The organism is Mariniflexile fucanivorans, assembly GCF_004341235.1.
Classification (GTDB): Bacteria; Bacteroidota; Bacteroidia; order Flavobacteriales; family Flavobacteriaceae; genus Mariniflexile; species Mariniflexile fucanivorans.
Genome location: NZ_SLUP01000003.1, coordinates 437,882 through 463,816 on the forward strand (window position 1 = coordinate 437,882; position 25,935 = coordinate 463,816).

The 25,935-nt window shown below is 33.3% G+C and carries 14 protein-coding genes, 1 tRNA gene and 1 pseudogene; 8 read left to right on the top strand and 8 right to left on the bottom strand.

The features are described from left to right. Positions 1-6: 6 nt before the first annotated feature. The 6 genes from EV196_RS08390 to EV196_RS08415 all read right to left on the bottom strand — a co-directional run bounded on the left by EV196_RS08390 (position 7) and on the right by EV196_RS08415 (position 10,912). Positions 7-1,950, bottom strand: a complete 1,944-nt coding sequence (locus EV196_RS08390) for a sialate O-acetylesterase (protein WP_132217280.1) — start codon at positions 1,948-1,950, stop codon at positions 7-9. A 154-nt stretch (positions 1,951-2,104) separates the two neighbouring features. After that, on the bottom strand, positions 2,105-3,610 hold the full coding sequence (locus EV196_RS08395; RefSeq protein WP_132217282.1) for a glycoside hydrolase family 30 protein: 1,506 nt from the start codon (positions 3,608-3,610) through the stop codon (positions 2,105-2,107). A 10-nt stretch (positions 3,611-3,620) separates the two neighbouring features. Beyond that, a complete protein-coding gene (locus EV196_RS08400; protein WP_132217284.1) occupies positions 3,621-5,054 on the bottom strand; it encodes a glycoside hydrolase family 30 protein in 1,434 nt (477 codons plus the stop codon). 297 nt (positions 5,055-5,351) lie between these two features. Beyond that, the gene (locus tag EV196_RS08405) at positions 5,352-6,236 is read right to left on the bottom strand and encodes a hypothetical protein (protein WP_132217286.1); all 885 of its coding nucleotides are present in this window, start codon (positions 6,234-6,236) and stop codon (positions 5,352-5,354) included. 17 nt (positions 6,237-6,253) lie between these two features. Beyond that, a complete protein-coding gene (locus EV196_RS08410; protein ID WP_132217288.1) occupies positions 6,254-7,765 on the bottom strand; it encodes a RagB/SusD family nutrient uptake outer membrane protein in 1,512 nt (503 codons plus the stop codon). Between the two features lie 12 nt (positions 7,766-7,777). Continuing rightward, on the bottom strand, positions 7,778-10,912 hold the full coding sequence (locus EV196_RS08415) for a SusC/RagA family TonB-linked outer membrane protein (protein ID WP_132217290.1): 3,135 nt from the start codon (positions 10,910-10,912) through the stop codon (positions 7,778-7,780). Positions 10,913-11,136: 224 nt separating this feature from the next. Here EV196_RS08415 and EV196_RS08420 point away from each other — a divergent pair, with 224 nt between their 5' ends. Next, the gene (locus EV196_RS08420) at positions 11,137-14,022 is read left to right on the top strand and encodes a triple tyrosine motif-containing protein (protein WP_132217292.1); all 2,886 of its coding nucleotides are present in this window, start codon (positions 11,137-11,139) and stop codon (positions 14,020-14,022) included. 292 nt (positions 14,023-14,314) lie between these two features. On the opposite strand, the gene EV196_RS08425 is transcribed toward EV196_RS08420, so the two are convergent. After that, a tRNA-Pro gene (locus tag EV196_RS08425) sits at positions 14,315-14,389 on the bottom strand. A gap of 208 nt (positions 14,390-14,597) precedes the next feature. Between EV196_RS08425 and EV196_RS08430 the strand changes: the two genes are divergently transcribed. The 7 genes and pseudogenes from EV196_RS08430 to scpA all read left to right on the top strand — a co-directional run bounded on the left by EV196_RS08430 (position 14,598) and on the right by scpA (position 22,993). Then, complete coding sequence (locus EV196_RS08430; RefSeq protein ID WP_243652209.1) at positions 14,598-16,874, top strand: TonB-dependent receptor; 2,277 nt, start codon at positions 14,598-14,600, stop codon at positions 16,872-16,874. 29 nt (positions 16,875-16,903) lie between these two features. Further along, the gene (locus EV196_RS08435) at positions 16,904-18,028 is read left to right on the top strand and encodes a PQQ-dependent sugar dehydrogenase (RefSeq protein WP_132217296.1); all 1,125 of its coding nucleotides are present in this window, start codon (positions 16,904-16,906) and stop codon (positions 18,026-18,028) included. A 13-nt stretch (positions 18,029-18,041) separates the two neighbouring features. Beyond that, positions 18,042-18,443, top strand: coding sequence for a c-type cytochrome (locus EV196_RS08440; RefSeq protein WP_243652210.1), 402 nt, complete (start codon positions 18,042-18,044; stop codon positions 18,441-18,443). Positions 18,444-18,509: 66 nt separating this feature from the next. Next, complete coding sequence (gene udk / locus EV196_RS08445; protein WP_132217298.1) at positions 18,510-19,121, top strand: uridine kinase; 612 nt, start codon at positions 18,510-18,512, stop codon at positions 19,119-19,121. Then, positions 19,118-19,441: an FtsB family cell division protein gene (locus tag EV196_RS08450; protein WP_132217300.1), complete on the top strand. Its 324-nt coding sequence runs from the start codon at positions 19,118-19,120 to the stop codon at positions 19,439-19,441. Before udk ends, EV196_RS08450 begins: the two co-directional genes overlap by 4 nt. Continuing rightward, the gene (locus tag EV196_RS08455) at positions 19,434-20,801 is read left to right on the top strand and encodes a methylmalonyl-CoA mutase subunit beta (RefSeq protein WP_132217302.1); all 1,368 of its coding nucleotides are present in this window, start codon (positions 19,434-19,436) and stop codon (positions 20,799-20,801) included. Before EV196_RS08450 ends, EV196_RS08455 begins: the two co-directional genes overlap by 8 nt. A 1-nt stretch (position 20,802) precedes the next feature. Then, positions 20,803-22,993 (top strand): annotated as a pseudogene (gene scpA / locus EV196_RS08460) (methylmalonyl-CoA mutase). 61 nt (positions 22,994-23,054) lie between these two features. Here the strand turns inward: scpA and EV196_RS08465 are convergent. Then, a complete protein-coding gene (locus EV196_RS08465; RefSeq protein ID WP_132217304.1) occupies positions 23,055-25,820 on the bottom strand; it encodes a M16 family metallopeptidase in 2,766 nt (921 codons plus the stop codon). Between the last annotated feature and the right edge of the window lie 115 nt (positions 25,821-25,935).

Below are 25,935 nucleotides of genomic sequence, written 5' to 3' on the forward strand. Positions count from 1 at the left end.
TTTTAGCTAAAATTTATAAGTTGAATCTACTGTAATGGTTTTCCAACTATCGGTTCTAAACGGAACTGCTGGGAAACCTTCCTTATTAAATAAATTGCTTTTTGAAGCATCGCCTACCCAATTATACCGAACAGCTATTGGTTTTTTTACTTTTTTACTAAAAACAACAACATGATTATCTTTTATATATACTTTTGCGGGTTGAAATATTTGATCTGTTCCTGCTATTTCGAATCCAATGACATTGTCATTAGTGGTTGAAACATATAATCCGCTACCTATATCTTCAAACGAGATACTAATTTTATTTTTATCAATTTCCATCGATTTATATTTAGGACCACTTTTAATCATTGGTATTCCGTAATCGTTGTTCAATGCTATGGCCGCCAAACGTTTCCCTACTGTTTTTTTGTTTGTGGGATGAATATCGTTTGGAGCACCAACATCGGTTGTCACAACCATACCCGTATTGGGTAATTTTAAAGTTAAGGTTTGCGCTTCACGAAGTTCTGCCCAAGTGCAACCATTATTACTGTTTCCTTCCGAATTAAAAGTTGCCAATTGCACAAAATAAAACGGGAACGTTCCCATATTCCATTTTTCACGCCAATCGTTTATTAGTATAGGAAATGTTTTTCTGTATTGAAATGCTCTATCAATGTTCGATTCTCCTTGATACCAAATAACACCTTTAAAAGCGAACGGAATTAATGGATGTATCATGGCATTGTAGCATAACGATGGATAATCATTAAAATTAACACCATCGTATATAGATTCTACTTGGTATTTCCAATGGCCACTTAAAGGTATCGTTTTTTCGCCAATTATTAATTTTAGTTTTGATGCGTCACCACAAATTCCACCGCCGCCGCCAGTATCAACAACCCTAACGGAAATAACGTTATCTCCAACTTTTAGTATATCTGCATTAATTTTATAGGTTCTGCTTAAGTCCCAACCTGTGGTTTCACCAACTTTTACGCCGTTTACATAAGTAATATCTTCATCGTCAATGGCAGGAATTTCTAAAATAATGTCGGTTTTAATATCCTCTTCCAACAAAGTAACATGCTTTCTTAACCAAACAACGCCATCAAACTCGCCTAATTCTTGTGTTTCCCATGCTTCGGGTTCATTCATGTTTAACCAATTACTATCGTCCAGATTCAAATCTTTATAAGTTTCAATATTTGCTTCTGATAATTTTGAATTTTGTAAAGCTTCAATCCGTTTTCGCGAAGTTTCATTTTTTAAATTCAGTAGAGAATCTATATTCGTTACTGGCATGGTTGCAATTAAATCTTTAAAGTCTTCACTGTTTTCAAAACCTTCACGACTTATCCAAGTTTCTGCTACAGAACCTCCCCATGAGGCATTAATAAGCCCAATTGGAATTTGTAAAGAGTCGCTTAACTGTTTTGCAAAAAAGTAACCAACACCTGTAAAATTTCCTGCTGTTGAAGTATTACAAACATCCCAATTAGCACTTTTAATGTCTGCATTTGGTAGCGGACTTATTTCTTTCGGAATTTTAATATGCCTAATATTTGGGTAATTTGAAGCTTTTTCAATTTCATTTTTAGCATTATCAGATTGACCAACCGTCCATTCCATATTAGATTGACCGCTACACAACCAAACCTCACCAACTAAAATATTTTTTACAATTAATGTGTTTTCTCCTTTAACAACCAATTCAAATGGACCTCCTGCATTTTCTGGTTTTAAATAAACCATCCATTTGCCGTTTGTATCGGTTTTGGTTTGCAGTTTTTGTTGATTGAATTGAACTTCAATTAACTCATTAGCAGAAGCAGAACCCCAAACAGGAATATCTTTGTGGCGTTGTAATACCATATTGTCTCCAAAAACTTTAGCCAAGGAAACTTGAGAATTAGCAATGCTGCCGATAATTAACAGCATGAATATTGGAAAAACTTTCATTTTTTTAAGAGAATTTTAAATGATTTTTTGTAGATATTATAAGTTTGGTTGGAAATAAAAGATGATACTGCTGCTTTCTTTATGCAATAGAAAACAGCAGCATGCACCTTGCTAAAAAACTAAAACAAACTAAACTTTTATTTTTTATTCCAGGTTATTTTAAAACGATGCTTTGTATAGCATGTGGTAATATGTTTAATTGAGCCTTTTTTAATTCCATATTCAAACTATAACCAACCGGCTCGTTGCTTACATTCATAACAATGATAACAAGGCTTCCATCTTGATTTTGGAACGCCGTAGTTAATAGGTTATTTGAACTTGATGCACTGCTTACTCTTTTGGCTTCTGGACGAATAAATTTTGAAAAATGACCAATATAATAATAGGAATTAGTAAATGTTAGTTCCCCCGTTTGCGTATTGCCATGAACTGGAGAAAAACAAAAGTTACCAACGTGGTTTGGGCCCCCTGTTTCATCTAAAAGAATGTTCCAATCTGTCCAGGCAACGGTGCCATTGTTAAAATCGTTTATCATCGATTTTCCGTAGCGTTCTGCTAATTTTGGATCTTCGTTTACTATGCGTGCAAGGTCATATTTTTCATTACAACCTTCAGTAAAAATCAAATTTTTATCTGGAAACGCTTCATGTACACGTTTTACGGCATCAAACATGGGTGTGCCGTCTTTCCAATCTTCATACCAATGAAATCCTGTTCCCCAAACATATTTTGTCGCTTCAGGGTCGTTTAAAATAACATCAGCTCTTTGAAAAAGCAAATCCCGATTATGGTCCCAAACAATAATTTTTTTATCTCCTAATCCATCTTTTTCTAACGTTGGCCCTAAATTGTTTTTTAAAAAATCGCGTTCGTCTTCAGCAGAATAAATACACGATTCCCAACGTTGTACTGCCATCGGTTCATTTTGTATGGTTAACCCCCAAATAGGAATACCTTCTTTTTCATAAGCTTTTATAAATTTTGAATAGTAATTTGCCCATGGTTGGTAGAACCCTGTTTTTAGTTTTCCGCCTTGAAGCATATTATTATTGGTTTTCATGAAAGCTGGTGGACTCCAAGGACTTGCATACATGGTTAGTTTCCCTCCTGCTGCCTCAATCGCTTTTTTTGTAAAAGGAATACGGAAGGTTTTATCGTGTTCAATACTGAATGTTTTTAATTCGGCATCGCCTTCTTCAATATAAGTATAACTTCCGCTAGAAAAATCGCAGCTGTGAATATGTGTTCTACCTAAAGAATATCCAATGCCTTTTTCAACATTAAAATAAGCTTCCATAAATTGGTCTTGCTTATCTTTTGGTAGCTTGTAAAAGGTTTCTGCTGAAGCATCTGTTAATGCTGCACCAATCCCTAAAAAAGTTTGATAATGTTTACTGGCATCAACATTAATGGCTACATCAGTTTCCAAGGGTTGCTTAAAATCTTCAAAAATTATTGTTTCTGTATTTAAGGATAGTTTTAAATCATTATTGTGAGCAGTGGTGTAAATACTAATTTTTTTATCTTTTAGACTAAACGGTGTCTCTGTTATTTCGATTGGTTTTTCTTGATTTTCATGTTTGTCTTGTTTTTTTTGTTCACAAGCAAACACGGTTACAATTAATACTAATGCAAAAAGTTTTTTCATTTTTTTCATTTTTAAAATTTTACCAAATGTATGTTCCAACAGAACCAGGGTTTAATGAAGTTGTAATCCATTTGCCGTTGTATTTAATATTGAAAATTTCGGAAGTGCTTCCGTCATTTTGAACAATTAGAACTTTTTTTCCTTCAGGGGTTTTAAATGCCACATTATTTAAATTTCCGCTTATATTACTAGCAATTCTTGTGGAACCTGTTGGTATAAATTTGGAAGCATGACCAATTATATAATAAGAGACATTAAAAGTGTAAGTGCCGTTGCTATTTACGGTAAGCGCACCTTTACAAGTTGTGCATCCGCCATCTGTATGTGGACCAAAAGTAGCATCATTAGCTAAATTCCATTCAAGAGCCGTTTTGCTCCAGTTTCTCATAGAGCCAATTATAACATTTTTTAAATGCCAGTTTAAATCGCCATAAAAATCGCCATCAATTGGGGTGTATTGTTCTGTAAAATACACGTCTTTATCTGGATGTGCGTTGTGAACTGTTGACAAGGCCGTAATGCTTCCGTTGTATAAATGAAATGCAGAACCTGAGATAAATGGTTTTGCATCGGCATCATTTAAAATAGAAATTGGGTATTCTGGCTTATCACAATTATGGTCGTAAATAATGATTTTTGTAGTGATTTTAGCCGTTTGGAAAGCAGGTCCAAGATGATTCTTAATGAAATCAGCTTGTTCTAAGGCAGTCATCAATAAACTAGGATTATTTTCTGGATGTAAAGGTTCGTTTTGAGGTGTTATGGCATCAATGGTGATGCCTTCTTCTTTCATTTTTTGAATATATTTCACCAAATAATTAGCATATACCGAATAATATTTTGGTTGTAAACTGCCACCAATGGTACTATTGTTATCTTTCATCCAAACAGGAGGCGACCATGGACTTCCTAAAATTTTAATGTTTGGATTTATGCTTAATATGTCTTTTAAAAGCGGAATAAGATGCTGTTTATCTGGCTCTAAACTGAATTTTGTTAAGCTTAAATCGGTATCACCAACAGGTAAATCGTTATAAGAAAATGGTGCTTCATCTAAATCTGATGCGCCAATGCTAACTCTTAAATAACTTATGGAAATGGAATTGCTATTTGAACCAAAAAGAATTTGTAATAATTCTTGTTTTTTAGTGGCATTTAGAGAGTTGATTACCTGTGCGCTTCCGCCTGTAAGCGTAAAGCCAAAACCATCAATGGTTTGATAAGTTTGTGAATCATAAACCTCAATATTTGCATAACTATTATAAGCACTATTGAAACTAAGAATGCTGTTTTGTTTTTGTATTTTGATGGATTGATCGCCTTTAGTTAGCCAAAAATCTACCTCATTTTCTATTGTTGGAGGGATAACAACGACCTCCTCTTTGTCATCACTAGATGTTTGACTACAATTAGCTAGAGATATTATAAACGCTATAATTAATAAGGATTTCATTATTTTAAATTTATTAAAGTCAACCATGTTTGTGAAACAATTTTATACTGTAGCATAACATATAATTCTATTTAGCTACTTAATAATTAAGTTAACCCGTTGTATGTAATTAATGAAAATTAATTGGAATATTTTTTCTACTTCCAATTTTACAGCCAATTAAACTCTAAGTGTCAGTCTGAGCTTGTCGAAGACTTTATAAAATTTACATTTCGACAAGCTCAATGTGACAATTAAGTATAAAATTGGATTTAAAAAAAATACCCCAACGGGTTAAATTAATAAAACAAATTTATTTTAATTTGTTCCTCTCAGTTCTACGTTACTTATAGTAATACCTGCTGGATCAAACCCATTACCACCACTTCTAATAACCAAGTAAACGGTTCCAGAAGTATCAAACGTAACCGTATTGTTTATTGTATTTGTTTTTGAATTCTTTATACATCCTACTTGCGATAATTTTCCTGAAAATGGAGCTGTTCCACATCCGTCCCAAGTACTTAAACCCATAATTCTGTTATCGCCATAATCTTTACCAATAACAGGCACGGTTGTACCTACATACACCTCAAACCATGTGTCTGTGAATGACCCTGTAGATTTAACTAACATATCTAATGAATATGTTTTATTAGCTACTACTTCCATAGCTTGATAGATGCCTTCTTGTGCCCATCCTCCATTGGAATGAACTGTTGCACTACCTATATTAAACACCCAATCAGCATCAGCGCTAAGTTCTAGTTTTGTCCATTGAGAATAATCATCGCTATTTGAAAACTTACCACCTTTTACAAGATTACCCGCCACGGGATCTGACACTTCAACTATTAAATCTTGAGAAGAAGAAGTCTTAATACCACCTTTACTAACTGTAAAATGGGTAATGGTGTAAGTACCTGCATCTGGTAAAAAGATTTGTTCTTTAGTATAACCATGATAGACATCCGACCCATCGCCAATATCCCACCAATCTGAGGTTACATCGGTTATTGTTTTAGCTTCTAATGTATATCTATTTGTTACGTTTTCAACAGGAGTAATTGTAAAACTAGGATCTAAATCTGTACCTACAATTCCGTTTCCAGTATTAACATCATCGGGTTGGCACGAAGTAAATACACTTAATGCGAGTGCAACAGAAAAAATTATTGCAGTTGTTAATTTTAAATTTTTCATTTTATATATCTTTAATATTAATAACCAGGGTTTTGAACAAGTATGGTATTTTCTAATTCTTTTACTGGAATTGGCAATACTTCATTTTTTCCAGCAACAAACCCTCTAGATGCTAATGCGGTAGCTGCTTTACCTGTTCTTACAAGATCGAACCAACGATGCCCTTCGCATGCTAATTCTTTTCTTCTTTCTAAAGCAATAGCGTCTAAAGAAACAGGAGTTGAAGGTAATCCTACTCTAGCTCTTACGGCATCAAGTAGTGCTTGTGCTCTGGCACCAGTGCCTCCTAAAGCTTCTGCTTCTAACAAATAAGTATCGGCTAATCTTATAATGTAAGTATCTTGATAAAAATTTAACGTTTGGTCACCTCCAAGTGTCGTTGCATCCGATTTTAAAGGAACAAATTTCGCCATAAAATATCCTGTATTTGTTGATGCTTCGTTAACAGATGAGTAGCCTACTACTTGACCATCAGCAATTAAAGCTTTTACATCAATAATTGTAGCATCAAAACGGGGATCACCTTTCATGACATCATACAAATTTTGAGTAACGGTATTAACTCCCCAACCTGGGAAATAATCGGGTGCTGTAGAACCCGCTGTTCTAGTATAATCTCTTATACCTACCATAATGTTTAAAATATTCCCTTCGGTCCCAAAACCAAGTCCAGACCAATCTGCTCTACCTGTATCGGTGTGTACATCTTCAAGAATAGATTCAGAATTGAATTTGTTTGCATGTACCCAAAGATCTTTGAAGTTATCTAATAATTTATAACCATATTGACTGGTGCCTCCTGGAGTACCGTTAACTTCGGCTAATTGTGCTGCTGCTTCAGTGTTTTTATTATCATAAAGATAAACTTTTCCTAGCATAGCTTGGGCTGCTCCTTTTGTCCAGCGTCCTCCTTCTGTAGTAACATTAATTGATGCTGGTAAATCTGTAATGGCATCCAGTAAATCTTGCTCTATTTGAGCATATACTTCTTGTGATGTAGATTGCGGATACGTTTGTGCATCAATAGCTGTAATTGTATGATTCATAAGCGGAATGTTTCCAAACATTCTTACCAAATTAAAATGATAATAGGCTCTCATTGCTTTACATTCTGCAGCAAATCTTAATTTCAAATCTTCATCCATAGAGATGTTTGGTAGCTTTTCCAACAAGGTATTGGCTCTAAAAATACCTTGATAATGATTGCTCCAAAAACCTTCCGGCATATTTGTAGGCGTTAATTGGTTAAACGAAAAAAGAGAAATCGCATCGCCAGGAACAGAAGCACCATAGTTATCATCAGAACCTGCATTCATGAAGGATATCATATTATCCCAACTAGATGAATTGAAACTCATAATGTCGTAAACAGCTATAAGCGCTGAATATGCTTCTTCTGCATTTTGATAGTATGTAGATTCTAAATCGGTACCCTTCGGTGTAACTTCTACAAAATCTTCGGAACAAGATGCCGTTGTAATTAGTATTGCTACAGCAATAGATAAATACTTTATATTTTTTGTTTTCATAATTATTTATTATTAAAATTGAATATTAGCTCCCAACATAACAGATTGGGCTTGTGGGTAATAACCTCTATCTATACCAAAAGTACTACCACCAATTTCTGGATCGAAACCAGTATATTTAGTAAAGGTTAACAAATTTTCGCCTGTTACATAAAGTCTCAATTTTTGAGCGCCAATTTTGTTTACAACATCTTTTGGTAAAGTATATCCAAATTGAACTAGTTTAAGACGTAAATAGTCACCATCTTCTAAGTAAAAATCTGAAAATCTGGTAAAGTTTAGATTAGTATCGGCAGTGGTTAATCTAGGATAGCTGTTTGAAGTACCCTCTCCTGTCCAACGTGCTAAGGCTTTTGTTTGGTAATTAGGATTAGCACCTAGGTCTATTCTTCTTAAACCTTGAAAAATTTTATTTCCTGCAGATCCTTGAAAAGACATACCTAAATCAAATCCTTCATAATCAAGATTAAAATTAAATCCGAATGTATATTTTGGAATAGGGCTTCCCAAATATTGTTTATCAAGATCGTTAATGGTTCCGTTACCATCTGTATCAACCCATCTAAAATCACCTGGTTTAGCATTTGGCTGAATGATAATCCCTGTACTGTTTGTATATGATTCTATTTCAGATTGATTTTGGAATATACCGGCTGTTTTAAACCCATAAAATGTGTTTCTGGCCATTCCAACTTCAGTTCTAGTTAATGTTCCCATAGATTGGAACCCTACGCCTCCAGTTATATAGGTTTTTCCTTGTCCTAAATAAGTAACTTCGTTTTCTAAATACGAAATGTTTCCACTAATGCTTACATTAAGTTTATTAAATGATTCGGTATAACCTAACTCTAGTTCAATTCCTCGGTTTTCCATATCGGCTATGTTGCCAAGTGGAGAGCCCGATGCCCCAACAAAACCTGATATTTCAACATTCTGCAAAATTCCTGTGGTTTTCTTTTTGTAAACCTCGGCTGTCACATTTAAAGTGTTAAAAAACCTTGCATCTATACCTATATTTGTTTGTATGGTCTCTTCCCATTTTAAATCTGGATTTGAAGGCGCATCAGGACTTGTACCAATTTGAACTGTTCCATCTGTACCCAAAGGATAATTTCTGCCTCCAGAAACTAATGCCAAATAACCAAAATCACCTATAGCATCATTTCCTGTAACACCATAACCGCCTCTAATTTTTATAGTGTTTACAAAAGAATCATCTTTCCAAAAATCTTCTTTAGAAAGTACCCAACCAGCTGAAAAAGATGGGAAAACACCAAATTTATGATTTGTTCCAAATCTTGAAGAACCATCTCGTCTAATAACACCAGTAACTAAATATTTTTCTTTATAGTTATAGTTCAATCTTGAAAACAAGGATGTTAATTTATGCAAATCACTAGTATATGCAGAACCAAATTTATCACTTTCTGCAACCTCATACCCGAATGAAGCCAATCTATAATCCGATGTTGGAAGACCTCTGTAAGTAACGGTTGAGCCACTTGCATCATTATCAACATATGAACCTTGCCCTATTAAAACAGTAAGATTATGGTCTTTAATTTGTGTGGTGTAAGAAACAGTGTTTTCAAGGTTCCAACCAAAACTTTTATTTGTAGTTCTGGTAAGTGTATTTTCATCATTTACGTTATCACCATTAAGATAATAAACAGGCGTAAAACCTTCAAAACCCCAATAGGCTAATTTTGCGCCCAAGGTTGATTTTATAGTTAACCCTTCAATAGGTGTAATTTCTATATTGGCATTCCCCACAAAATCATCAGACCAATTGTGATTTCCTAATCTTGTTTTAACGTAAGCTAAAGGATTAGTCATGTTGTTTTGCACTAAAGTTGAAATTCCATAAGGATTTCCATTAGCATCAGTAATAACATCATTCCCTGCATATGGTATTCCACTTGCCCTTGCTGCATCTGTTTCTACTAACGGTGTTATGGGATCTAAATGTAAAGCTGAACTTAACGGACCTCCTTGTTCTGCGTTGGTGTTTCCAATATCCAATGTTTTTTGATGCGAGTATCCCAATGTTTGCCCCACAGTGATAAACTGAGAAAGTTTGTGGGTTGAATTTAAACGCATGCTTTTTTTATTGAAACTAGAAATTTCTGGTGTTACAATACCTTCTTGATCCTGTATACCAACCGATGCATAAAAACTAGAAACATCGTTTCCTCCAGCTAAACTTAATTCATGTGAATAACGTTGTGCACTATTTGTGAAAATAGCATCTTGCCAATCTGTTCCTTTTCCATAAGAAGTTGGATTAGCATATAAAACTTCACCGCCACCGTTTACAGACTGTTCGTTCATTAATACAGCATATTGTGTTGCGTTTAACAAATTTAATTTTCTGGCAGGACTCGATACACCAGCAAAACCATTATAATTTACGCTAATTTTTCCAGATTTCCCTTTTTTGGTAGTTACTAAAATTACACCACCAGCAGCTCTAGCCCCATAAATAGCAAGCGATGCCGCATCTTTTAAAACCTCCATCGATTCTATATCCGATTGATTAACATAACCAATACCGCCATTATCCACAATAACACCATCAACTACCCAAAGTGGATCATTTCCAGCTTCGGTAAAAGTAGTTATACCACGTATTCTAATGGTGGAAGCAGAACCAGGTTGTCCTGCATTTGCTGCAATTGTTAAACCAGAAACCTTACCTTGTAAAGCCTGTTCAATTCTTCCATTGGGAATGTTCTCAATATCTTTAGCTTTCACACTAGAAATGGCGCCTGTTACAACACTCTTTTTTTGAGTACCATACCCAACTACCACAATTTCATCTAACTTAGCATTATCTGCCTGCATTATAATGGAGAGAGAACTGTTTGTGATAGTGACTTCTTGAGAAACAAACCCAATATAAGAAACAATTAATGTGGTAGCGTTTCCAGATACATTTAATGAAAAATTTCCATCAAAATCTGTAGATGTTCCATTATTTGTCCCTTTTTCAATTATGGAAGCTCCTGGTAATGCAAAATTATCTTCAGAAGATATAACAGTACCCGACACGGTTTTTTTGTTCTGCGCAGAAACTGTTAAAAAACTAAAGAACAATAAAAGAAAGTAAACCAATCTTAAATTCTTAGTGAATAATTTAAATTTCATAATAATTAGTAGTTTAATTGTTTAATTTGTAAAATGATTAGAGCAAATTTATATTTTTATCATTTATAAGCTTTAAATGATGCATACGCTTTAATTACATCTAAAAAAACAATCATTACTTCAACAATACTTCATTTAGCTTTTATTGCTTAATTAATAGTGCTTTAAATAAAAAAAATATATTAACTTTAAAATTATTTTCAATAAATAGCATTCGGTTTTTTATGGCTTATAAATGGCGTTTAATTTTATGGTTTTTAGTCCCTTTTTATTTTCAGGCTCAAGTTTCATCTTCTTTTTTAAAACAAGTAAAATCATCTGTTACAGAATCTATTAGCTTTGATAAGAATGATTTTAAATCCGATTCCCAGTTCTGGGCTATGTGCGAAGACAGAGATGGTATTTTGATTTTTGGAAACAATGATGGCATTTTAACCTATGATGGCGAATACTGGAAAACCATTCCACTTCCTAATCATTCATCGGTTAGAAGTTTGATGATTGATGATGGAGGTGTTATTTGGGTTGGCGGTTACAACGAAATTGGAAATTTAAAAAAAGATGATTTTGGAAACTATTATTACCATTCGTTGATTGATGAACTGCTTTTAAATAATTCCAACCTAGAAAACAATTGGAAAATACACGATTTTCACGGTAAAGTGGTTTATAGGTCGTTTAAAGAATTAATTGTTATTATGGGGAAATCTGCAACCCATATTAAAGCAAACCAAGCATTTGTATATTCTGGAATTGTTAATGACATTTTAATTGTTCAAGATGCAACAAACGGAATTTACGCATTAAATGAGGAAGCCGATAAGTTAACATATCTTTTTAATTCAAATAGTATTGAAAATGGCGTCATAACGGCTTCTTTTCCTGTAAACAATCAGGAGGCATTTTTTGTTACCCAAGAAGGAAATATTTTTTTGGCCAACTTAACTTCAAAAACGATTGTTAAAAAAATCAAGCTTTTTGAGAAAGGACATATTGACCCCATTAATTGTGGTGTCCAAAAAAACGATTCCACATTCCTTTTAGGCACCTTAAGTTCGAAAATAATTGAATTAAAAAAGGACGGTAGTATTAATAGAACAAACATCACTTTTTCTAAAGTTAAAAATACGGCAATTCTTAATTTTTATAAATTAAAATCGAATAATATTTGGGTACTTCACAACAACGGTATTGCTTGTCTGGATTTTAACTCACAATATGCCAACATTTTTGACCATGCTTCTGTTTATGATATCTTAATTGAAAACAAAACCATTTATTTAGCAACCAACGAAGGTGTTTATTATATAAATAATTTTGACGATTTAGATTTCAAAGTTAATAAAATAGAAGATTTGCCAGGGCAAGCATGGACTTTAACAAAGCTGAATGGCGATATTTTAATTGGCCATAATGATGGGCTGTTTGTTTTAAACAACAATATTCCCGAGCAAATAGGGAACACAACCGGGTTTTGGAAAATAACACCCTTAAAAGACAAAAAAAACCTGTTTTTAGCATCTAATTACAACGGCTTGTTTTTGTTGGAAAAAGTACAATCTAAATGGGTTTTAAAGCATCAATTAAAGGGATTTGATGAATCTACCCGAGATATTCTTCCGGCCGAAGACCCCAATACCTTTTGGGTATGCCATGGCTATAAAGGCGTTTATAAAATAGTAGTCAATCCAGATTATACAAGAGTAGAATCTGTTGAGCAATTTACCACTTCAAACGGCTTTAAATCACCCTTTAGCATTAATGTGGTTAATTATAATGGGCAAATTGTTTTCACTACAAATAATGGCATTTTCACCTATAATAAGAAAACAAAAACCTTTGTACCTTATCCTTTATTAAACAAAATTTTAGATACGTCAAAAAACACACGCAAGCTTTTATATACCAAAGACAAAACATGGTTTGTGCAAGATGACGAAGCAGGCTATTTTTTAAATAGTGATCCAAAAAAACAATTAATTAAAGCACCTTTTTTAAACCTTAAAGGCATGTTTAACAAAGGCATGGAAAGTGTTTTACCTTATGAAGATTATGTTTTTTTAGGTTCCAATAAAGGACTTTTTTTATATAATATTAATACCAATAATACCAAAAAAGCGCATACGGTATTTACTAACATAAGCTATGTAAAAAATCAAGCTAAAAATTATGCCCCAATTATTAATAAGAAAACCATTGAATTTCCGAATGCTTCTGATATATTGAGATTTGAATTCAGCGCTCCTGAAATTGCACCATATGCCGATTTAGAGTATAGTTATTTTCTTGAAGGGTCAGACTTTGAATGGTCCGAATGGTCCTCACTTCCATTTAAAGAGTATGCAAAATTACCATACGGAAACTACACCTTCAAAGTAAAAAGCAAGAGCCATACTGGAGTTGAAGGGAATGAAGCTACATATGCCTTTACAATACTTCCTTTATGGTACCAAACAAGTATTGCCTATTTTTTATATAGCATCGCTTTTTTAATTTTAACATATTTGGCTTACAGGCTCCTTTTGAAAAAAATTCAAACTGAAAAAAGGAAAACTAAATTAGAAACTTTAAAGGACCAAAAACTTGTTAGACTGGAATTAGAGCAACTTAAACTATCAATCGAGCAAGAAAAAATAAAAGAGGACAACACCCATTTAGAAATGGATTTAATTGATAAAAGCAAAGAACTCGCTAATTACACACTTTTGTTAAGCAAGAGAAAAGAAGCCTTTCAAGAATTAAACAACGATTTAAAACAATTAAAAGAACTTGTTAAGAGCAGCGAATCGAAAAACAAAATAGTACAGATTTTTAAAAAACTGAACCAAAATAAAATAGGAGAAAAGTACTTAGAAATATTTGATGTAAATTTTGAAAGAGTAAACACCAATTTTTTTAGGGATTTAAAACGTATTGACCCCTCGTTCTCACAACGCGAATTAAGACTGTGCGCATTAATTAAAACGAATTTATCAAACAAGGAAATTTCACATATACTAAATATTTCATCAAGAGGAGTTGAAACGGCAAGATATAGAATTCGAAAAAAACTTAATCTAAAAGCTTCTGAAAGCCTAACGCTATTTTTGGAAAATTTAAATGCTGAGTAAATAAAAACTAAGACATGATTTTTAGTTTTCGCCTTTAAACCCATCATAATATGTTCACAATAAGCTGTATATTCTTAAAATAAATACAAGATATAATTTTTGAGCCCTACAATTTTGAATAATAAGAAATCTAGGAATTACATAGCTCCCTAATTGTTTTAATTGAATTTCAATTTATTGCATTTTTTAATCTAAACATATCACTTTCTATGATATTCATAAAAAAAAAAAAATAAAAACCTGTAAATCAAATGATTAACAGGTTTTTGCTATAGATTGATACCCTATTTCGTCGGGGTGAGAGGATTCGAACCTCCGACCTCCTGCTCCCAAAGCAGGCGCGATAACCGGGCTACGCTACACCCCGAAAAATTTAAAATTCGTAGTGTAGTTTATCTTGATCTTGTCGAGAGGCTACACCCCGAATTAGATTTTCTCTAACGGGATGCAAATATACTTTTTTATATAATATAGGAACCAAATATTTAATTTAATTTTAAAAAATATATATTTAAGCTTTTCAAACACGAAAACATCTTATAAGAACCATTTATTAATCAAAACAATTTTTCATTTTGAAAAACTTATTTTTCGCAAGTGTCTTTTTTTTCAGTTTATACTTCGCTCACTCACAACAAGTTTTTAAAGGTAAAATTATTGATAGTGAAAATGGGACACCATTAACCAATGTAACAATTAAAAACGCTCAAAATAATAGTGTATATAATTCAAACAATCTGGGTCAATTTGAATTACCAAGTAAAGGAATGTACAATTTTTCAAAAGCTGGATATCACGAAAAACAAATTGAGATTTCAAAACCTGAATATATTATTATCCAATTAGAACTAAACCCCTCAAACTTAAATGAAGTTATAGTAAATGCCAATCATATTCCTCAAAAGCTACAAAAAGCAAACACAACCATAAACATTATAACTTCTAAAGACATTCAACGCGGCAACACTACAAACGTTCTTGATGTTTTAAATAGAGTTCCAGGTGTTTTTATGCAATCGGGTTCTTTAAACACCAATAAAATTTCTATTCGAGGTATTGGATCGAGAAATCTTTACGGAACTTCAAAAATTAGAGCCTATTTTCAAGATATACCTTTGACGTCTGGAAACGGAGAAACAACTATTGAAGATTTTGAATTAGGTTCTATTTCGCGTTTCGAAATTATAAAAGGTGCTGGCTCTAGTATTTATGGTGCAGGACTTGGTGGCACCATTCATTTAATTCCCCAAAATGCTTATCTAAACCAAACGACGGCGCAAAGTGATATATCTTTTGGATCATTCGGACTCATGAAAAGCATTTTAAACGTAAATCATGGTAATAAAAAACACAGTTTTCGTGCTGTTTACAGTAATACGCACAGCGACGGATATAGAGACAACAACAACTACGACAGGCAAACATTTACCATAAACACCAACCATTTTTTAAGTAATAAAGATGATATTACGCTTTTAGGCAGCTATACAGATTTAAAAGGGTTTATTCCAAGCTCTATTAATGAGAATGATTATTTAAACAATCCTAAAACAGCAGCATTTACTTGGGCACAATCTAAAGGGTATGAAGATTCGAAACGTGGTATTCTTGGGCTTTCTTGGAACCATCAATACAACAGCAACACAAAACAAATAACCAGTGTTTTTTCTTCATTTAAAGAAGCTTATGAACCTAGACCTTTTGATATTTTAACTGAAAACACATCGGCCATTGGTATTCGAAGTCGTGTTTTAGGCACTTCAAAAAAATTAAATTGGACCCTTGGTGGTGAGTTGTTTAAAGACATTTATAAATCAAGAAATTATGAAAATCTATACCAAAATCATCCCGAAGGAACTGGTAGTGTGGAAGGTGATAAGTTTTCAGATTTCAAAGAAAAACGCACCTATTACAACCTCTTTTTTGAAACCAATTATAATCTTTCAGAAAAAACCACATTTTCCGTTGGATTGAATTTCAACAAAACATCTTATAATTTAATAGATCGATTTGTAATAGATGAAAATCCAGACCAATCAGGTTCTTATAATTTTAAAGGTATGCTGTCGCCTAAGTTTGGAATTTCACATGTTTTCTCTCAAAACATAAATATTTATTCCAATGTAAGTCATGGATTTTCACCGCCAACAACTGCTGAAACTTTGTTGCCCGAGGGTTTGATTAATACTAACATAAAACCTGAAACAGCATGGAATTTTGAAGTAGGAACACGCTCGGCATTCTTTAACAACCGCTTACAATGTAATTTAGCTTTATATAGATTAGATGTTCGAGATCTTTTAGTACCTAGACGTACAGGCAACGACCAATTTATTGGCGTAAATGCCGGTAGAACCCTGCATAATGGATTGGAAATGGTATTGAAATATCAATGGCTGCAATCGAAAAACACCTCTATAAACCATTATGTTTCATATACGCTTAACGATTTTAAATTTAAAGAATTTATTGATGATGGCAACAATTTCTCAGGAAACAAATTAACGGGCGTACCATCAAACTTACTTAATACTGGTATAGACTTTGATACTGAATTAGGTTTTTTTGTAACCATTAATTACCAATACCTTGGACGTATACCTATGACAGATAGCAATACACTTTTTACTGACAGCTACAGTTTAACAAACTTCAAATTAGGCTACAAACACCACATCAATAAAAACCTTAAATTGAACGCTTACTTTGGTATAAATAATATGTTAGATAAACATTATGCATCGCAAATACTAATTAATGCAATAGGTTTTGGTGGTAGCGCCCCCAGATATTATTATCCAGGAAATCCTGTTAATTATTATACCGGAATAAACATAAGTTACCTATTTTAGCTAAATTTATAACAAAAAAACAATAAAACATGAAACAGATACATCTTTTACTGGCAATACTTCTAGTCTCATTTTACTCGTGTGCACAACAAACTGAATCTTCGGTAAAAGCTGAAGATCCAAAAACTGTAAACTATACTACCGAATTAGTGGTTTCAGACATAAATATCCCTTGGGGCATTGCTTTTTTACCAGATGGCAGCATGCTAATCACAGAAAAATCAGGAGAACTCATTCATTTTAAAAATGACGAAAAAACTTTAATTGAAGGTGTTCCTGAAATTTATGTGCGTGGTCAAGGTGGTTTTATGGACATTAAATTACACCCAAAATACGAAACAAACGGCTGGATTTATCTCTCTTACGCTTCCGCGGAAGGTGAAGGTGATGGTGGCAATACAGCCATTATGCGAGCCAAATTAAACAACAATACGTTAGTTGAGAAAGAAGTACTTTACAAAGCTGAACCAAACACTAAAAAAGGGCAACATTTTGGATCTAGAATAGCTTTTGATTACGATGGGTATTTGTATTTCTCTATTGGCGAACGTGGTGAACGTGATGTAAATCCGCAAGATATCACTCTAGATTGTGGTAAAATTTACAGACTTCATGACGATGGACGCATTCCTTCAGACAACCCATTTGTGGATGTGCCTAATGCAAAAAAAGCCATTTATTGTTATGGCAATAGAAATCCGCAAGGCTTAATAAAAAATCCAGAGACAGGCGACATTTGGGAACACGAACATGGACCAAAAGGAGGTGACGAAATAAACATCATACAAAAAGGGAAAAACTATGGATGGCCAGTGATATCGTATGGCATCAATTATAGTGGCACACCGTTTACAGATATTACCGAAAAAGATGGTATGGAACAACCCATTTTTTATTGGGTACCCTCTATTGCACCTAGCGGAATGGCTTTTGTAACATCAAACAAATACCCCGATTGGAAAGGTAATTTACTAGTGGGGTCGCTCAAGTTTGAATATTTGGAACGCCTAGTTTTAAACAACGGAAAAGTAGTTAAACGTGAAAAATTATTGGATAAAATGGGTCGTGTTAGAGATGTAATTGAAGCTCCAGATGGGTTTATTTATGTAGCTATAGAAGGTAAAGGCATTGTTAAAATCGTTCCAAAAAAATAGAAATTATTACAACATGAAATCATATTTATTAGGTATTCTCATTTCACTTTCATTCATATTTACAAGCAATTCTCAAACCAGTGCCTTAAAGGAAAGTATGGACCGTGGTAAAGATATTTATACCGATTTTTGTATGACTTGCCATTTACCTTTGGGTGAAGGTGTTAAAAATGTATTTCCTCCTTTAGCAAAATCAGATTACCTACTTAAAAACAGAGAGGCTAGCATTAGAGCCATTAAGTTTGGTTTGCAAGGTGAAATCACAGTAAATGGCATAAAGTATAACAACGTTATGGCGCCTTTGGGTTTAAGCGACGATGAAATTGCTGACGTCATGAACTATATTACTAACAGTTGGGGCAATAAAAACGACAAAATAGTTACTGAAGCAGAGGTTTCAAAAATCAAAAAATAAAATAAGACACAGTAATTGATTTTCATTTAACTAACTTTGTAACGGGTTAATTAAACAACATTACACATGCTTATTATAGGAATTGCTGGCGGAACGGGTTGCGGCAAAACAACCGTTGTAAATCAAATACTTAACGAACTTCCAGAAGGTGAAGTTGGTGTAATTTCTCAAGATTCTTATTATAACGACACCTCACATTTAAGCTACGATGAACGCATCAACATCAATTTCGACCATCCAAGATCCATCGATTTTGAACTTTTAGAAAATCATCTTAAAGAATTAAAAAAAGGAATTCCCATACACCAACCAGTCTATTCGTTCGTTAAACATAATAGAACAGGCGACACTATTTTAACACACCCCAGAAAGGTGATGATTGTGGAAGGTATTTTAATTTTAACACATCCTGAATTGCGGGACATGTTCGACATTAAAATTTTTGTACATGCCGATACTGACGAACGATTGATACGCCGACTGAAACGCGATATCTCCGAACGTGGCAGAGATTTAGATGAAGTATTATCGCGTTACCAAAACACACTAAAACCCATGCATATTCAGTTTATAGAACCTATGAAAGAGTACGCAGACATCATAATACCAAACAACAAACACAACATCGTAGCGGTAGATATTGTTCGTACCATTATTAATAACAAGCTAAAACCATGACCTTTTTTAAACATAAAATATTTAAACCGTTTAAAAATATATTCATACTTATTTTGGCGGTATTTTTAGTTTGGATGCTCTTTTTTGATGCCAATTCATGGTTAATCCATCATGAATTAAATACAGATATTGATGCTTTGGAAAGTGAAAAAGAATACTATAAAAAAGAAATAGAAAAAGATAACAAAGCCATTAAAGCCTTAAATACTAAAGATGGTTTAGAAAAATTTGCTCGTGAAGAATACTATATGAAGCGTGACAATGAAGAAATTTATATTATTGAATATGAAGATAGCCTAAAAACCAAAAAAGATGAGTGATGGTTTATTTGATGAATTCAATGCAGTTTCAGCAAGACAATGGAAACAAAAAATCCAATTTGATTTACAAGGTGCAGATTATAATGAAACACTTATTTGGAAAAGCAACGAAGATATTTCGGTAAAACCATTTTATAATGCTGAAGATATAAAAACGCTACCTGAAGTTTCAAACACCAAAGCAACCCAATGGCGAATTTGTCAAACTATTTTCGTTGCTGACGTTGAAAAATCAAGCAAAAAAGCATTAAAAGCTATTGAACGCGGTGCAGAAAGCATTAAATTCATTATTCCAAACGAAGATATTTCTATTCAAAATTTATTAGAAGATCTTTTCTATATTCCTATTTTATTAGAACTCCAATTTCTTTCAGAATCTTTTATTGAAAAAGCACTTAGTATTTCCGCGAAAGCGCAAATTTATGTTCAAACAGATATTATTGGAAATTTAGCATATTCTGGAAATTGGTTTCTTAATATGAATGATGATTTTTCCAAATTTAAAACCATCATTAAACAAACAAATTCTTTTAATATTAATGGTGTATTATACCAAAATGCTGGGGCAACTATGGTACAACAATTGGCTTATACCCTAGCCCATGCCAACGAATATTTAAATGCTATTGATGGCGATTTTAATTCAGAAACTAAACAAACCTTTCAAATAAATTTTGAAATAGCTGTGGGTTCCAATTATTTTTTTGAAATAGCAAAACTACGTGCACTAAGAATACTCTGGAACACTTTAGCTTCAGAATACCAAATAAACACGCAATGCCACATTAGTGTAACACCAACAAAACGCAATAAAACGCTATACGATTACAATACTAATTTGTTACGAACCACCACCGAATGTATGAGTGCTATACTTGGTGGCGCCAACACTATTTGCAATTTACCTTTTGATGCCTTTTACAAAAAAATCAATGCGTTTAGTGAACGAATGGCTAGAAATCAGCTTTTAATTTTGAAACATGAAAGCTATTTTGACAAGGTAAATAACCCATCAGACGGTGCTTATTATATAGAATCATTAACCCATCAACTTGCTGAAAAATCCTTAATTCTTTTCAAAGACATAGAAAAAAATGGTGGTTTTTTAGCACAACTCAAAGAAGGCACTATTCAACGAAAAATTAAAGAAAGTGCCGCAAAAGAACAGCAACAATTTAATGATGCTGAAATTGTTTTAGTAGGCACTAATAAACACACAAACTCTAAAGATGTTATGAAAAACGAACTGGAACTTTATCCGTTCGTGAAAACACATCAAAGAAAAACGTTAATTGAACCCATTATTGAAAAACGCTTAGCAGAAACTATAGAACAAACCAGATTAAAAAATGAAGATTGAAATGAGTAGAAAAAATCTTCAACATATTGTTTTAAAGACGGAAGTCGAAAGCCAGAAAACAGAGTTATCCGAAACGTTTACAACTTCAGAAGGTATTGCTATAAAATCAACCTATTCAAAAGAAGATATTGAACACTTAGAACACCTCCATTTTGCAGCCGGTATCGCGCCAAACCTTCGCGGATCTTACAGCACCATGTATGTTCAAAAACCTTGGAACATCAAACAATATGAAGGTTTTTATACAGTAGATGAAAGCAATGCTTCTTACAAACGTCATTTAGAAGTTGGACAAAAAGAACTTTTCGTTGCCTTCGATGTAGCCACATACCGAAGTTATGATAGTGACCATAAAGTTGATATAGGAGATATTGAAAAAGTTCATGGCTCCATGGATTCGGTAGAGGACATGAAATTACTTTTCGATCAAATTCCAATGGATAAAATGAGTATCTCTATAACCTTGAATGATAACATTTTACCAATTATGGCATTTTATATGGTTGCAGCAGAAGAGCAAGATGTAAAATTAGAACAGCTTTCGGGCACTATTCAAAATGATGTTTTAAAGGAATTTATGGTTAAAAATAACTACATCTACCCTCCAAAAGCATCAATGAAAATTATTACGGAAATTTTTGAGTATACAAGTAAACACATGCCAAAATTTAGCAGCATCAGTATTTCAGGATATCATATGCAAGAGGCTGGTGCTACATGCGATATGGAACTGGCTTACACCTTGGCTCATGGATTGGAATGCATAAGAAAAGGTTTGAAAGCAGGTATGGATATTGACTCCTTGGCTCCTCGCCTTTCATTCTTTTGGGCTATTGGTATGAATCATTTTATGGAAATTGCCAAAATGCGAGCAGCACGTATGTTATGGGCAAAATTAGTTAAACAGTTCCATCCTAAAAATGAAAAATCTCTTATTTTAAGAACACATTGTCAAACCTCTGGATCGAGTTTAAAAAAGCAAGATCCTTTCAACAATATGGCACGAACTACTGTTGAAGCTTCATCTGCAGTTTTTGGTGGAACGCAAAGTTTACACACCAATACCTTAGATGAAGCCATGGCCTTACCAACCGATTTTTCTACTCGAATGGCTCTAAATACACAGCTTTTTTTACAAGAAGAAACACAAATAACAAAAACAGTAGATCCTTGGGCGGGAAGCTTTTATGTAGAAAAACTAACCCATGACATTGCCCAAAAAGCATGGATATTAATTGAAGAAATTGAAACTTTTGGAGGCATGACCAAAGCTATTGAAGCTGGCATTCCACAAAAGCATATTGAACAAGCCGCTACAAAAAAACAAGCACGCATCGACTCCTATCAAGATATTATTGTAGGTGTTAATAAATTCAATCTTAAAAAAGAAGACACTATTACAACCCTTGGGGTTGATAATGAAACGGTTCGGAAACAACAAATGGAGCGTTTAAATAAAATTAAAGCTGAAAGAAATTCTGAAAAAGTAAAAGATGCGTTATTAAAATTAAAAGAAGCAGCAAAATTTTCTTTAAATTTGAATAATTCTGGCTCCGATAAGCATAAAGCAAAGGAATTAAGTGGTTCTCAACAAGATGGGAGTAAAAATTTACTAGTTTTTGCTATGGAAGCAGCTCGCCAACGTGCAACACTTGAAGAAATTAGTGATACCCTTGAGACTGTTTTTGGAAGTTATAAAGCTGAAATAAAATAATTTTTAGGTGTATAATAAAGAAATAAAAGATGATGCCTCACTTAAGAAGGCTCAAGAATTAGCAGATATTTTTGCTGAACAAGAAGGTAGAAGGCCTCGTATTATGATTGCTGAAATGGGAAAAGCTAGTCATGATCATGGAACTAAAATTTTAGCTACAGGTTTTGCCGATGTGGGGTTTGATGTTGATATTGGTTCACTTTTTCAAACAGCAAAAGAAGTAGCAAAACAAGCTATTGAAAATGATGTACATGTTTTAGGAATTTCAGTTCAAATTATTGATTATAAAACCCTTGTACCACAAATTATTGAAGAACTTAAAAAGTATGGTTGCGATTATATTATGGTTATTGTTTGTGGCGTCATACCAAAGCAAGATTATCCTTTTTTACTAAACGTTGGAACTACTTGTATCTTTGACCCAGACACTAAAATTAGTGATACTGCTATTGAGATTTTAGAAATTTTAATAGAATAAAATTGAAACGCCAATTTGTATTTTAACAAATTGGCGTTTTTAACAATTACTATTAAGAAAATTAGTCTACCTTCTTTTCTTCATTTGTAATAGGATGTTCAACAAAATCGCCTGCATTCACAACGGTCCATTTATCAAAAGTCTTAAAATATTTTTTAATTACTTTATTTACATCGGCCACTGTTAATGATGTAATTTTATCTTCAATATCTTTATAAAATGTCATATCTCTATCATAATACAAATTATTGTTTATCATAGACGACAGTTCATTATCTTTTGCTCTAGATACATTTTCACCTTGCACCCAACTAGTTACGGCTACTTTCAATTCTTCTTCAGTAATACCATCTTTAATAAAACGCTCAATTTCTTCCTTAAAACCTGTTTGTACCTTTGCTGCATTTTCAGGAGCATAAATAGCGTAAACTAACATGGATGAGTTTTTATCATTAGTATTAGCATCAACACTCACTCGACCACCAGCACCATAACTTACACCGTCTTGTTGACGTAAACGTGTCGTAATTCTAGAGTTTAAAACACCACCTCCAAAAATTTCGCCTGCTATTTGTAAAGCTGCATAATCTTCTTCTGCTTGACTACTTTCAAATGGCAAAACACCTATGCTAATAGCATTTTTCTTATCTGGTGTTTTTATGTTTTCGTTTGCTGCAGTATTTTGAGAAAACTTATCCGCAATAGGAGCGTATGCTTTTTTCGATTTAAAATTAGCATATTCGGTTTCGAAGTAATCTTTCAAAGTTTGCTCATTAACATTTCCAATGGCAACTAAAGTGGCACTATTTGAAAGGCCGTAAAACGTATTATAGTAATCTTGCAAAGCTTCAACCGAAATTGCTTTAATCTCTTCAATATCTTCTTCAATTGTTGTAGCATAAAGCGGATGCCCTTTTTTATATTTCTGATTTAACAATGATAATTTTTTACTGGCTAAAAACTGTGGCTCCGTTTTGTTTTGTTCAATACCTGCCAATTCTTGAGTTTTAAGTTTTTCAAGTTCATCGGTATTAAATTTTGGGTTTTTCAACATATCGGTCATTAAAGCGAGAGTTTCCATAAGGTGCTCTTCTGTGGTATTAATATTTGCCGTAACACGACCGTTTGAACCACTAAAATAAACAGACGATTTTATGGCACTCAACTTATCTTCAATATCTTGTCTGGAATTGTTTTTTGTACCCTTATTTAACATTCTTGAGGTGTAACTTGCAATTTTACCTTTGTTCATAAAATCGTTTACATTTCCGGTTCTAAATGTGAATGATAGCGTTACGGTTTTACCACGGTTATCTTTTTTAATAAAACCGTATTCAATAGGTGTTTTTGGCAAGGTACCAGAATCTAATCGGTTTTGAATATTATCATAAGATACATCGAACGCTTCTCCTTCACCCAACCCTTCTTTTCCTTTATAACTAGCTACCAGAGTTTCAATACCTTCGGTATGTTCAATTTCTACCCGAACTGGTTGTTTGGTTGGAACAAAATTACCAATGGTTCTGTTAGTACTTATCAAATAACGCTGAATGGCTGCATTTACTTTTTCAGCAGTCATATTTTCAACTCTATCGCGCTGAATGAACGATAATCTCCAATCGCCAGCACCTATAAATTCACTCATATAAGTACCTAAATAAGCTGAATTTCTACTTATTTGGTCGTATTGTTTTAACAAATTAGCTTTCGCTCTATTTACTTCTTCTTCTGTTACAGGATTATCTTTTAAACCATCCAATAAGGAGGTTAACGTTGTTTCCGCTTCGGTTAATGATTTATCTGAAGGCACATCAACATTGATATATAAAAATGAAGGTTCTTTAGTAAATGGTGAGAAAGACCAAATGGATGATGCTTTTTTACCATCAATTAAAGCTTTATAAAGTCTACCTGAAGGTTGATCGGTTAAAATATCTTCGGCAACAGCCATAGCTGCATAATCCTCATGAGATCCCGCTGCTATATGGTAAAGAGCAGATACTATTTGCAAATCGCCTACCCGACTTACTGTTACTCGGTTTTCACCATCTTGTGCTGGTTCTATAGTTGGTACGTCTAATAATGGTATATCTGGATTTTTTATTCCTGAAAATTTCTTTTCAATTAAAGCCAGAGTTTTATCATTTTCAAACTTACCCGTCACCATTAATACGGCATTATCTGGTCGGTAATATTTTTTATAAAATGCTTTCAAATTGTCAATAGGTACCCGCTCAATATCCGAGCGATTCCCTATGGTCGATTGCCCATAATTATGCCATAAATAAGCACCACTAATTACTTTTTGCATTAAAACCCTTGATGGAGAATTCTCGCCACTTTCAAACTCATTTCTAACTACGGAGAATTCAGAATCTAAGTCCTTTTTTGCAATAAATGAATTCACCATTCTATCGGCTTCCAAATCTAAAGCCCAATCTAAATTTTCATCGTTAGCGTTAAAAGTTTCAAAATAATTGGTTCTATCATACCAAGTAGTTCCATTAGGTCTTGCTCCTCTTGCTGTTAATTCTTTAGGGATGTCTGGATGGTTTGGAGTGCCTTTAAACACCATGTGTTCTAATAAATGTGCCATTCCTTTTTCGCCATAACCTTCGTGTCTGGAACCTACTAAATAGGTAATGTTTACCGTTATTGTTTGCGATGAATTATCTGGAAACAATAAAACTTTCATGCCATTTTCAAGCATATACTCTGTAATACCTTCAACACTTGCTGTTTTTTTAATTTGCGCTTCTAAAAATAATGATGCCACAAACAGTACAAAAAACATGAGTGGTTTAATTTTTTGATTGATTTTTTTCATAAATATTGTTTTGAGTTTTGTAAATGTAATTTTTTTGAAGCTAAAATCATGTTAAATTTATTACAATTATTACATAATTTATTTTTCTATTATTCTTTTAATCGACTGTTTGCAT